This window comes from Kitasatospora sp. NBC_01300 (assembly GCF_041435235.1).
In the GTDB taxonomy this organism is placed as follows: Bacteria; Actinomycetota; Actinomycetes; order Streptomycetales; family Streptomycetaceae; genus Kitasatospora.
On record NZ_CP108408.1, the window covers coordinates 2,813,178 to 2,824,788 of the forward strand.

The 11,611-nt window shown below is 74.3% G+C and carries 11 protein-coding genes; 4 read left to right on the forward strand and 7 right to left on the reverse strand.

Features of this window, described 5'->3' with window-relative positions; genetic code table 11:
* The first annotated feature begins 1 nt into the window (after position 1).
* The gene (locus OG556_RS12385; protein WP_371517114.1) at positions 2-769 is read left to right on the forward strand and encodes an ABC transporter permease subunit; all 768 of its coding nucleotides are present in this window, start codon (positions 2-4) and stop codon (positions 767-769) included.
* Positions 770-774: 5 nt separating this feature from the next.
* Here OG556_RS12385 and OG556_RS12390 read toward each other — a convergent pair whose 3' ends face one another.
* Positions 775-1,098, reverse strand: a complete 324-nt coding sequence (locus tag OG556_RS12390) for an ATP/GTP-binding protein (protein WP_363371918.1) — start codon at positions 1,096-1,098, stop codon at positions 775-777.
* 390 nt (positions 1,099-1,488) lie between these two features.
* Here OG556_RS12390 and OG556_RS12395 point away from each other — a divergent pair, with 390 nt between their 5' ends.
* Positions 1,489-2,649 carry an LLM class flavin-dependent oxidoreductase gene (locus OG556_RS12395; protein ID WP_371522678.1) on the forward strand — a complete coding sequence of 387 codons (1,161 nt, stop codon included), beginning with the start codon at positions 1,489-1,491 and terminating at the stop codon, positions 2,647-2,649.
* 137 nt (positions 2,650-2,786) lie between these two features.
* Here the strand turns inward: OG556_RS12395 and OG556_RS12400 are convergent, their stop codons facing one another.
* Positions 2,787-3,179, reverse strand: a complete 393-nt coding sequence (locus OG556_RS12400; protein ID WP_371517115.1) for an SCO5389 family protein — start codon at positions 3,177-3,179, stop codon at positions 2,787-2,789.
* A 480-nt stretch (positions 3,180-3,659) separates the two neighbouring features.
* On the opposite strand from OG556_RS12400, the gene nucS reads away from it, so the two are divergent.
* Positions 3,660-4,319, forward strand: a complete 660-nt coding sequence (nucS, locus tag OG556_RS12405; protein WP_280676005.1) for an endonuclease NucS — start codon at positions 3,660-3,662, stop codon at positions 4,317-4,319.
* Between the two features lie 4 nt (positions 4,320-4,323).
* On the opposite strand, the gene OG556_RS12410 is transcribed toward nucS, so the two are convergent.
* The 5 genes from OG556_RS12410 to OG556_RS12430 form a co-directional block, all read right to left on the reverse strand.
* Complete coding sequence (locus tag OG556_RS12410; RefSeq protein ID WP_371517116.1) at positions 4,324-6,720, reverse strand: ATP-binding protein; 2,397 nt, start codon at positions 6,718-6,720, stop codon at positions 4,324-4,326.
* A gap of 312 nt (positions 6,721-7,032) precedes the next feature.
* Positions 7,033-7,353: an STAS domain-containing protein gene (locus OG556_RS12415; RefSeq protein WP_363582008.1), complete on the reverse strand. Its 321-nt coding sequence runs from the start codon at positions 7,351-7,353 to the stop codon at positions 7,033-7,035.
* Between the two features lie 388 nt (positions 7,354-7,741).
* Complete coding sequence (locus OG556_RS12420; RefSeq protein WP_371517117.1) at positions 7,742-8,611, reverse strand: 3-hydroxyacyl-CoA dehydrogenase family protein; 870 nt, start codon at positions 8,609-8,611, stop codon at positions 7,742-7,744.
* 253 nt (positions 8,612-8,864) lie between these two features.
* Positions 8,865-9,515, reverse strand: a complete 651-nt coding sequence (locus OG556_RS12425) for a response regulator (RefSeq protein WP_371517118.1) — start codon at positions 9,513-9,515, stop codon at positions 8,865-8,867.
* Positions 9,512-10,714 (reverse strand): sensor histidine kinase, encoded by a 1,203-nt coding sequence (locus tag OG556_RS12430; protein ID WP_371517119.1) that lies wholly within the window; start codon positions 10,712-10,714, stop codon positions 9,512-9,514. The genes OG556_RS12425 and OG556_RS12430 overlap by 4 nt, the downstream gene beginning before the upstream one ends.
* A gap of 156 nt (positions 10,715-10,870) precedes the next feature.
* Between OG556_RS12430 and OG556_RS12435 the strand changes: the two genes are divergently transcribed.
* Positions 10,871-11,473, forward strand: coding sequence for a hypothetical protein (locus OG556_RS12435; protein WP_371517120.1), 603 nt, complete (start codon positions 10,871-10,873; stop codon positions 11,471-11,473).
* Positions 11,474-11,611 lie beyond the last annotated feature (138 nt).

The following is an 11,611-nucleotide window of genomic DNA, read 5'->3' on the forward strand; positions in this document are numbered from 1 at the left end:
GATGACGTCCTTCCCGGCGATCCTGCGCTCCGAGTGGACGAAGATCCGCAGCGTCCGCTCGACGATCTGGACGCTCGCGCTGACCTTCGTCGTCACCGTCGGCATCGGCGCGCTGCTGTCCCTGCTCACCAACAGCAACTTCGGCGAGTTCCGGCGGGGCGACCAGGCCGTCTTCGACGCCACCGGCACGGCCTTCTCCGGCATCATGCTCGGCGAGCTCGCCATCATCGTGTTCGGCGTGCTGGCCATCGGCAACGAGTACAGCACCGGCATGATCCGGGTCACCCTGGCCGCCGTCCCGCAGCGCGGCACCCTGCTCACCGGCAAGGCGGTGGTGCTCGGCGCGATGGCCCTGGCGGTGTCGGTGGTGACGGCCTTCGTCACCTTCTTCACCGGCCAGGCGCTGCTCGGCTCGCACTCCACCAGCCTCGACCAACCGCACGTGCTGCGCGCGGTGTTCGGCGCCGCGCTGTACCTGACGATGCTCTGCCTGTTCTCGGCCGGCGTCACCACGATGCTGCACAGCCAGACGCTGGCGCTGGGCGTCCTGGTCCCGTTCTTCTTCCTGCTCTCGCCGATCCTCTCGGCGGTGCCGAAGGTCAGGACCCTGGCCCACTACTTCCCGGACTACGCGGGCTCGCGGATGCTGCTGGTATACGAGCAGCACGGCCAGCCGTACGGGCCGTGGGCGGGCTTCGTGATCTGCCTGGCCTGGACGCTCGCCGCCCTGGTCGGCGGCGCGCTGGTGCTCAAGAACCGGGACGCCTGACCGGCTCAGTACCGCGGAGCGCCGCGGCCCCGCAGGACGTTGGAGGCCCGGCGCTCCCGCGCGCCCCAGCAGGCGCGGTGCCAGTGCCGCCGGTCGTCCACGCCCGCGCCGTGCATCGGCCAGGCCACCACGTGGCCCATCCCGGGCGGGATCTCCTGGTCGCAGCCCGGGCACCGGTAGTGCCGCCCGGCCGTCCCGGCGACCGTCTGGACCACCCAGTCGTCGCCCTGGTGGCTCTCGGTGCGGCGCAGCGATCCGCCGAGCGGGGAGGCCTGCTCGGCGCTCCCGCCCGGGTCGGCGCTCTTGATCCGGTTGCGGCGCGGCGACACGTCGGACTACCTCTCTTCCGGGTTTCGGGTCCGTTCAAGCCTACGGCCGGCCGCCCTTCCGACAGGCCACTATCACGGCATCGTCCGACGCTCCCTCGTTTTTGCCGAGATCCACCCGATCTTCGAGGAAATCGGGGTTTCCGCGTGCCATTGGCACATGACATCGGATACCCACAAGGGGAACAGGCGGGGCCCGCAGACCCTGCGCGCACCCGAGGAGGCCCCACCATGACCAAGACCAGCGCCCGCGCCGAGACCCGTCGGCCCGTCGGAGTCCGACCGCCCACCGCCGGGCCCGTGCTGACCTCGCCCGCCCCGGTCACGGCAGCGGCGGGCGAGCCGCTGCCCGTGCCGCAGCGGGCGGGCGCGCTCCCGCCGGACACCGCGCCGGTGCGGGTCGGCGCGTTCCTGCTGTCCGCGCAGTTCCCCGGGCAGAGCCACCGCGAGGCGCTGGACCGCACCGTCCGGGCCGCCGTCGAGGCCGAACGCGCGGGCCTGGACAGCGTCTGGCTGGCCGAGCACCACTTCGTCCCGTACGGGGTCTGCCCCAACGCCGCCACGCTGGCCGCGCTGCTGCTCGGCCGCACCCGCCGGATCGGCGTCGGCACTGCGGTCAGCGTGCTCTCCACCGCCCACCCGGTGGCGCTCGGCGAGCAGGCCGCGCTGCTGCACCTCACCTCGGACGGGCGCTTCACGCTCGGGGTGGGCCGCGGCGGCCCCTGGATCGACCTGGACGTGTTCGGCGGCGGCGTGGACGCCTTCGAGAACGGCTTCCCGGAGCGGCTGGACCTGCTGCTGCGCTGGCTGCGCGGCTCCCGGGTCGGCGCGGACGGCCCGCAGTTCGCCTTCCCCGAGGTGGCGGTGGTGCCGCGCGCCACCGAACCGGTGCGGCGGTCCGAACTGGGCAGCTGGCTCGGTCTCGGCGAGCGGTCCGGCCCGGTGCGGTTCCCGCGCCAGCGGCAGGACGTCGAGGGCCTCGGCGAGGGCTTCGGCGATGAACTCGACGCGTCCGGGCGGCCGGTGGCCGGCCCGCCGATGGTGGTCGCGTGCACCTCGCCGAGCGGGGTGCGGCTGGCCGCCGAACGCGGCCTGCCGATGCTGCTCGGCATGCACTCCGGCGACGACGACAAGCTGCGCATGCTGGAGCTGTACCGCAACGCCTGGCTGGCCGCTGGGCGCGGCGAGGAGCAGCTGCGCCGGGTGAACCGCCGGCACGTCGCGGCCGGGGTGGCCCAGGTCGACGACCGCACCTCGGCGGCCCGCGCCACCCTGCTGAACGCCATGCCGGGCTGGTTCGAGTACGGGCTCGGCGCCCACCGCACCGTGGACGGCCGGGAGCGCAAGATGCGCGACCCGCGCGAGTACACCGAACTCCTCTGCGACCTGCACGCGGTGGGCACGCCGCGGCAGTGCGCCGACCGGCTGCTGGCCACCGCCGAGCGGACCGGCATCCGCCGCTTCGCGCTGCTCGCGGAGGGCAGCGGCGACGGCGAGGCGACCCTGCACAACATCGCCCGGCTCGGCTCCGAGGTGCTGCCGCAGCTGGGGTGAGCCCGGGGGTGGAGCCGCCGGGCCCGGTCCGGGCCGCCGCCCCTCCCCCCGCACCGGGGGACGGGGGCGGCCCGACGACCTTCCGGGCCGCTAGGGCCGGACAGGACCCAGGACCCGGCATCGGCGGTGCTGCCGGGTCAGCAGTCCCGCAACTGCTCGGACTGGTTGAGCAGCTGCTCCCGGACCGAGGTGAAGCGTGCGTGCCGTGCCTCGTTGGCGTCCGACGGCAGGAAGACCGCCACCCGGTGACAGTTCTGGAAGGCCAGCCGCACCCCGAAGTGCCGCTGCAGGGCCCCCCGGATGGCGTCGCTGGCGAGGGCCCGCAGGAGCTGGCCGCGGGCCTGCTCGCTGGGCGGCGGTACCTGGTTGTCGGCGAAGTCGGTACCGTCGACCTTCGCCTGGGCGACCAGCGAGCTGATCAGGTCCCAGGCGTACGGCAGCGAGACGCGGACGCAGTCGACGAATTCCCGCTCGTCGACCTCGCCCCGCTCGGCCTTTTCCAGCAGGGCCGGTGAGACGTCGAGCGACATGGATTCTCCTCTCGCGGTCCACCCGCGCGGCGCCCGGGTGGTCATGCGTAGTCCAAGCTCACAGTGAGGGTGGGCGGATCGCGCGTGGTGTCCGGAACGCCGTGGAACGGGCGTTTTTGACACCCTGCGAAAGCGGCGGCACCACGGGACGTGACGTCCCGGACACCGACCGCGCTCGGAACAGCGTGGCAGTCAACGGCGGAACGGGCCCGTCATTCCTGTGGATTGCTTCGGAAATACCCGGCGGTGCACCACATTGGCCGGATCCCGTCGGATCGTTCATCTGAAGTCTCCGTCCCCGTTGACAGCGATCCCGCACGCGTGCCGTCACGTACGGTAGCGACCCCAGGGGGTGGGCGCCAGACCGCGACGGGCGGTGAGCGGAATTGCCGAACCTCCATGTTCGCGGGGTTCCCGGTTTCTTCACCCGGTCGTCGTGGAATCGCATCAACTGGCCCCGGTGGGCTAGCGTGGTCGACCGTGCGTCTCGTAATTGCCCGCTGCTCAGTCGACTATGCCGGTCGGCTCTCCGCCCATCTGCCCTCCGCCACCAGGCTCATCCTGGTCAAGGCCGACGGCAGCGTCAGCATCCACGCCGACGACCGCGCCTACAAGCCGCTCAACTGGATGTCCCCGCCGTGCGCCCTCAAGGAGGCGGACGGGGTCTGGACGGTGGAGAACAAGGCCGGCGAGAAGCTCATCATCACGCTGGAGGAGGTGCTGCACGACTCCTCCCACGAACTCGGGGTGGACCCGGGCCTGATCAAGGACGGCGTCGAGGCGCACCTCCAGGAGCTGCTCGCGGACCGGATGGAGGTGCTCGGCGCCGGCTGGTCCCTGATCCGCCGCGAGTACCCCACCGCGATCGGCCCGGTCGACATCCTCTGCCGCGACTCGGACGGCGCCACGGTGGCCGTCGAGATCAAGCGCCGCGGTGAGATCGACGGCGTCGAGCAGCTCACCCGCTACCTCGAACTCCTCAACCGGGACCCGCTGTTGGCCCCGGTCAAGGGCATCTTCGCCGCCCAGGAGATCAAGCCCCAGGCCCGCGTGCTGGCCACCGACCGGGGCATCGGCTGCGTGGTGCTGGACTACGACGAGCTGCGCGGCATCGACGACGACAAGCTCAAGCTGTTCTGACCGGTCAGCTCGCGGACGGCGAGGGCGTCGTCGGCGGAGGACTGGACGTCCCGGTCGAGGGGCCCGTCGTGGCGGGCGGCGGGGTGGTCGCGGTCGCCGGGGGCGGCGTGGTCGACGACTTCGACGGGGGCGGCGTGCTGGTGCCTCCGCCGGGCTGAGTGCCCCCGGAGTTGCCACCGCCGGCACTGCCACCGCCGGTGCCGCCACCACTGCCGCCGCTGCCGCCCGGCGGCGGGCCGGACTGCTGGGCCGGCGGCTGCGACTGTCCCGGTGCGGGCGGCTGCGGCTGCTGCGACTGCTCGGTGGCCCCCGCGGTCTCGCTCGGCCCACGGCCCGGCTTCTTCGACGCGCTCGGCGAGTGCGAGGCGCCACCGCTCGCCGACGACTCCGGGCTGGTCCCGCCCGCCGCCGGACCGCCCCCCGCGTCCGTCCCCGGCGCCCCCGCCCCTGGCGCCCCCGTACCGGTGGCACCGGCGCCCGCGGTCGGGACACCGACACCGACGTGCGGGGACGGGAGCGGCCCGCCCTGCCCGCCGTCGGGGTCGTCGAGCCGGGTGTGCGGATCGTTGCCCGGGTGCTGCTCCGGACCGGTGGCGCTCATCGCCACCGCCGTCCCGAGCGCCCCGAGCGCGAGGACAGCCGCCGACGCGGCGATCACCCGGCGCCTCGTCCCGGAGCGCAGGCTGGACGGCACCTTGGCTATCGCGCGGATCACGGGCCGCCGCACGGGCGCCGGCCCGGGGGACGCCGCGGGCGGCAGCTGCCGCCCGTCGGCGCGCAGCAGGTCCAGCATCCGGCCGGCCGCCGCGACGCCGCGCTGCTCGCCGGCGGCGGCCCGCAGGGTGAGCGCCGTCTCCAGCTCGGCCATCGCCCGGGACGGCTCCCGGACGCAGAACGCGTGCACGCCCGCCTCGTGGTGGAACCAGGCCTGGTCGGTGCCGGAGCCCGTCCGGCGGGCCGCCTCCAGCCCCAGCTGCAGGACCCGCTCCCAGGCGCCCCAGCGCAGCGCCAGCGCCAGCGCGGGCGCGGCCGCCCGGGCCAGGCGCACGACGGCGTCGTGCCGGCCTGCCTCCCGGTCCGCGACCAGCACGCCGACCACCACCTCCGCCTCGGCCGCGACCTGTTCCAGCGACACCGAGCTGTGCCCGACCCACCAGGCGAAGTGCTGGGCGGCGCCGTCCAGGCAGCCGCGGGCCGGCCAGTGCGGGGCGAGCAGGTCCAGCACCCCGGCGGTCAGCCGGTGGTGCCCGCCGATGGACACCGCCAGCCCGGCGTCGGCGAGTTCGGCGAGGGCGCTCTCGCCCTGGCCGACGTCGATCAGCGCGGGCAGGTGCGGCGCGGTGGGGCACTCGCCGCCGAGCGCGACGGCGAGCCTCAGGACGGCCTGGGCGGGCTCGCTGAGCCCCTCCGCGAGCCGGACGGCGGGTGAGGCGGTCTCGGCGACGGACGGCAGCGGGACGGTGCGGCGCAGCGCGTTCTCGCGGACGGCCGGGTCGGGGTCGTGGACGGGCTCCTCGACCGCGCCGAAGACCCCCATCCGGTCCTCCTCGGCGGCGACCAGCGCGTCCACCGCCACGTCCCGCTGGCGCAGCAGCGCGGCGGCCTGGACGAAGCGCAGCGGCAGCCCCTCGGACTCGAACCAGAGGTCGACCGCCCAGGCCTTCTCCTCGACGTCCAGCGGCCGCCCGGCCTGGCGGGCGGCGAGGGCGAGGCAGGCGGAGCGGGAGAGCCCGGCGACGAGGTGGTCCTGCAAGCGGGAGCCGGGCGACAGCGCCGGGCTCCCGGGGGCGGCGGAGATCAGGAAGGCGCAGCCGGGGGCGAGGGCGAGCAGGTCCTCCAGCTCGGCGCCGGACTGCTCCGCGCCGTCGACGACCACGATCGCGCCGACCTCGGCGAGGTGCACGGCCAGCTGGCCCGGGTCGGGCCGGTAGCCGGGGGCGTGGTGGGTGGCCGCGAAGAGGTCCTGGAGCAGGTCGGCGGCGGTGCGGCGGTGCCCGCAGAGCTGGACGACGCCGCCGGGGGCGAGGTCGGCGGCGGCCTCGGCGACGGCCGACAGCAGTGCGCTGCGGCCCGAGCCGGCCTGGCCGACCAGGCGTATCGAGCGGCCCTCGGCCAGCAGGCCGAGGAGTTCGGCGACGTCGGCCTCGCGGTCGAGCAGCGGCAGGTCGGCGGGCCCGGCACCGAGGGCGAGCGGGCCGACCGCACGGCCGACGCCGCCGACCGGGCCCCGGGCGGGCTCGCTGCGCTCGATCCGGCGCGGGCGGGGCCGCCACTCCTCGGGGCAGGGCCTGACCTCGGAGCCGTCCGGGGCGCCGACGCCGACCAGCAGGGCGCCGGAGACGAGTTCGCCGCCGCGGGTGCGGGCGGCCTCCTGCCGGAACTCCCCGGTTGGCTGTGCCACGTTCTGCTCCGCATCCTGCTCGGCCGCCGGCGTCCCGCGCCGGCGGCTGACGTCTCGGTCGCGGCCGCGCGCGGGCTGGGGGCAGCTGGCTGGGGCGGCCGTCATCTGACGGGCAGACTCTTGCACATCCGGGCCCGCCCGCGCAGGCGCGGCCCGGTCGGGGGCCGGGCGACGGCCGGTCAGAGCCGGGTCGGAGCCGGGTCGGAGCCGGGTCGGAGCCGGGTCGGAGCCGGACGAAGAGCGGGCGGGGACCGAACGAAGGCAGGGGACGAACGAGGGCCGGGGCCAGGCGGGGGCAGGACCGGACAGGCCCTAGAGGGCGATCCCGTGGGCCTCGGTGACGCCGTCCACGGCCAGGATGCGGTGCAGCTTGGTGGCCACCAGCAGCCGCTGGAGCTGGGCCGGGACGGAGCGCAGCACCAGCCGCCGGCCGATCCGGCCGGCCCTGCGGTGGGTGCCCATGATCACGCCGAGGCCGGTGGCGTCCCAGAACTCCAGCCGGGCGAGGTCGAGCACGAGGTCGCCGAGGCCGCCGTCCACGGCCTGGTGCAGCCGGGCGCGCGCATCGGCGGCGGTGCGCACGTCGAGGCGGCCTTCGATGGCCAGCGCCCTGTGGTCGCCGGTGATGCGCATGCTCTCCTCCTTCGCCTGACCGGTCCGGTACGGGGGTGGTCCGACCCGGCCGTGCCGGGTCGGGGGGTGGGGGTGTCCATCCGGGCGGGCCGTGGCCCCTCGCCCGGGTCCGGTCTCAGCCTCGTCGTGCTGGGCCGGGTCTCCCTCTTCTGACGGCGAACCAGCAGCGCAGGTTGCTGGTTCCGGCCAGATCTGAAGCAACTTCACTCGTCCGAGGGAATATACGCAGTCAGTCTCCACACCTACGCTCGATTACCGCCCAAATCACCCGTCTGCGGCACCTGGCGTGAGGAAACTCACCCGACCCCGGGCGGGCGGGCCGTACGGTGTTCCGCCGCACGGCCCGCCCGGTCGCCGGGCGTCGTCGTTCACCCGTTCCGGCGGGGGCTCACTTGCCCTCGTACGGGTAGAAGCCGCGGCCGCTCTTGCGGCCGAGGTCGCCGGCGGTGACCATCCGCGCCATGATCTCCGGGGCGGCGAACTTCTCGTCCTGGGTCTCGTCGTAGATGTTGCGGGCGGCGTGCAGCAGGATGTCCACGCCGGTCAGGTCGGCGGTCTCCAGCGGGCCCATCGGGTGGCCGAAGCCGAGGCGGCAGGCGGTGTCGATGTCCTCGGCGGTGGCGACGCCCGACTCGTACAGCTTGGCGGCCTCGACGACCAGCGCGGTGATCAGGCGGGTGGTGACGAAGCCGGCCACGTCCCGGTTGACCACCACGACGTCCTTGCCGACGCCCTCGGCGAAGGCGCGGGCGGCGGCCAGGGTCTCGTCGCTGGTCTTGTAGCCGCGGACCAGCTCGACCAGCTTCATCAGCGGCACCGGCGAGAAGAAGTGCACGCCGACGACCGACTCGGGGCGCCGGGTGGCGGCGGCGATCCGGGTGATCGGGATGGCGGAGGTGTTGGAGGCCAGCACCGCGCCGTCCTTGGCGAGCTTGTCGAGCTCCCGGAAGACGCCCTCCTTGACCTCGAACTGCTCGAACACGGCCTCGACCACGATGTCGGCCTCGGCGACGGCGCCCAGGTCGGTGGTGGTGGTGATCCGGCCCAGCGCGGCCTCGGCGTCCTCGGCGCTCATCCGGCCCTTGGCGACGAACTTCGCGTAGGAGGCGCGGATGCCCGTGAGACCGCGCTGCAGGGCCTCCTCGGTGACGTCCCGCAGCACCACCGGGTGGCCGGCCTGCGCGGATACCTGGGCGATGCCGGCGCCCATCAGGCCGGCACCGATCACGGCGATCTGCTTGCTGGACGCATTGCTCATGGCTGGGTCTCCCGATGCCGTCGCCGCCCTGGGGCGGGCCCTGAAGGCGGCTCAGGGCAGGGGTCACCGCCGGAGAGCCGCGTCGCTCGTTGCCGGGACTCTAATGCCCAATCCGGCCCCGTGGTGTCAATCGGGAGTGTGATCTGCGCCCGACCTGGTCGGGCGACCCAGACCCGCCGTGACCAGCCGATCAGACCGGTCGATGGGGCCGTCCGACCGGACCGGCCGACCTGGCCATCGGACGGTCGGATGGTCAGCCGGTCAGCCCGAGGTCCTGCGCCAGGATCGCCGCCTGCACCCGGTTGCGCAGCCGCAGCTTCGCCAGGATCCGGCTGACGTGCGTCTTGGTGGTCGCCTCCGCCATCTCCAGCCGGGCCGCGATCTCCCCGTTGGACAGCCCGGCCCCGATGCAGGCCAGCACCTCCCGCTCACGCGGGGTCAGCCCGGCCACCGCCTCCCTGGTCTCCGGCCCGACCGCCCGGTCCGGCCGGGCGAAGGCGCCGATCAGCCGCCTGGTCACCGAGGGCGCCAGCATGCCGTCCCCGCGCGCCACCGTCCGGACGCCCTCGACCAGGGTGTCCGCCTCCAGGTCCTTGAGCAGGAACCCGGCCGCGCCGGCCCGCAGCGCGCCGTAGACGTACTCGTCCAGGTCGAAGGTGGTCAGCACGAGCACCTGGCCGGCGCCGGCGGCGACCACCTGCCGGGTCGCCGAGACGCCGTCCAGCCGGGGCATCTGCACGTCCATCAGCACCACGTCGGGCCGCAGCTCCAGCGCCAGCCGGACGGCCTCCTCGCCGTCGGCGGCCTGCCCGACCACCTCGATGTCCGGCTCGGCCCGCAGGATCATCACCAGCGCCGCCCGTACCGCCGCCTGGTCCTCGGCCACCAGCACCCGGATCGTCATGCCCCTGCCCCGCTCTCCCGCCCGCGCGGCAGCACCGCGCGCACGCTCCAGTAGTCGTTCCGCGGCCCCGCCTCGAAGCTGCCGCCGAGCAGCCCGGCCCGCTCCGCCATGCCGACCAGCCCGGCCCGGGCGCCGGGCAGTTCGCGGCCCGGCCCGTGCCGGTACGGGCTGTCGACGGCGATCCGCAGTTCCTCGGGGCCGAACTCCAGCCGCACGCTGACCAGTCCGGGCCCGGCGTGCTTGAGCGCGTTGGTCAGCGACTCCTGGACGATCCGGTACGCGGCCAGCCGGACCGGCACCGGGACCTCCCCGCGCTCGCCCTGCTCGGCGAGTTCGAAGTCCAGCCCGACGTCCTGGCCGGCCGCCCGGGCCTTGGCCAGCAGGGCGTCCACGGCGGCCAGGTCGGGCGCCGCGTACGACTCGTCCGCCTCTCCCCCGCCGCTGTCGCGCAGCAGTCCGATCATGCGGCGCATTTCGGCCAAACCCTGGACGCTGCTCTCCCGGATCACCGCCAGCACCTCCACCAGCGGGTCGTCCCCGGCCAGCCGGCGGCGCCGGGCGACGGACTGCGCGCCGGTCGCGTGGATCGCGATCGCCGACAGGTGGTTGGCCACCACGTCATGCAACTCCCTTGCCATCCTGGCTCGTTCGGCGACGACGGCCTCACGCCGGTCCATCTCCGAGAGCAGCGCGGTCTGTTCGGCCCGCAGCCGCTCGCTCACCGCCCGGTCGCGGTGCTTGCGGACCACGTCCCCGGTCCAGACCGGCGCCAGGTAGATCAGCACGGTGAGCACCACCACCGCCACCGCGTTCGAGGCGTCGCTGTAGATCAGCACCAGGGTGGACAGCACCAGCACCGAGCCCGTGCCGGTCAGGTGCAGGATCCGGGACATCCTCGGGGTCCCGTAGAGCACCGCCGCGTAGAGCAGGTCGGTGTACATCAGACTGGTCGCCAGCAGGGCGCCGGTGAAGATGCTGTACCCGAAGGCGAGCCCGCCCAGCGTCGTGGTGAGCACCGGCCTGGTCCGGCGGAACAGCTCCAGCACCGCCATCACCAGCAGTGCCGGCACCACCGCCCCGCGCGGGATCCGCGAGGAGTTGTCGTAGACCTGGAGCGCGATCAGCAGTGCTCCGCCGAGCAGACCGAGCAGGGCGATCCCCCGGTCCTCCTGGCGCGGGGTGAGGGTCGGTCTCAGCACACCTCCATCTCACCATCCCCGGGCGCCGCCCGGCTCCGGTCCCCGGAGGAGCCGCCCTACATCGAAAGGTGCAGGCCGGGACGGCACCCGGCGACGACGACGCGGCCACGCCCGCGCGCCAGGCTGGAGGCACCGCCGACCGCCCGGGAGCACAACGTGATCGTCACCCTCATCGTCGCGGCCGAGATCTCCTTCTGGATCCTGCTCGGCCTCGGCCTCACCGCTCGCTACCTGCTGCGGTGGCGCCGCACCAGCACCGCCCTGCTGGTCGGCCTGCCGGTGGTGGACCTCACCCTGTACGTGCTCACCGTGCTCGACCTGCGCGGCGGCGCCGCCGCGAGCTGGACGCACGCCCTCGCGGCGAGCTACGCGGGCTTCTCGATCGGGTACGGGCCCTCGCTGGTCCGCTGGGCCGACCGGCACTTCATGTACCGCTTCGCCGGCGGCCCCAAGCCGCCGCCCTCACCCAAGTACGGCCTGGCGCGGTCCCGGTACGAGTGGCAGATCTGCCGCCGCACGGTGGTCTCGGCCGCGATCACGCTGAGCCTGATCACCCTGCTGGTGCCGCTGTCGGGAGGCTCCGCGCACTTCGACACCTTCCTCCAGTGGTACCTCAAGCTGGGCATCGCCGCCGTGGTCAACGTGGTCGTCGCCGTCAGCTACACGCTCTGGCCGAAGCGGCCGCCGGCCGGCGAGCAGGACGCGGACGACCCGATCGCCGAACAGCCCGTCGCCGGCGTCCCGGAGAAACGGCTCTGAGAAGCGGCTCTGAGAAGCGGCTCCGAGGAGCCTGCCTGCGGTTCCGAGGGCCCGCTAGCCCCGTACTTCGCGGGTCGTTGAATCGGTTGGAGTAGGGGGTTCGGTCGTATCCGGGGCGAGGCTGTGGGCGTTAGCCGG

Bases quoted from the DNA above. Each gene is read 5' to 3' on its own strand.
- OG556_RS12385 (WP_371517114.1), top strand. From the start codon at position 2: ATGACGTCCTTCCCGGCGATCCTGCGCTCCGAGTGGACGAAGATCCGC.
- OG556_RS12400 (WP_371517115.1), bottom strand. From the start codon at position 3,179: ATGTCGCTCGACGTCTCACCGGCCCTGCTGGAAAAGGCCGAGCGGGGC.
- OG556_RS12415 (WP_363582008.1), bottom strand. From the start codon at position 7,353: ATGCGCATCACCGGCGACCACAGGGCGCTGGCCATCGAAGGCCGCCTC.
- OG556_RS12420 (WP_371517117.1), bottom strand. From the start codon at position 8,611: ATGAGCAATGCGTCCAGCAAGCAGATCGCCGTGATCGGTGCCGGCCTG.
- OG556_RS12425 (WP_371517118.1), bottom strand. From the start codon at position 9,515: ATGACGATCCGGGTGCTGGTGGCCGAGGACCAGGCGGCGGTACGGGCG.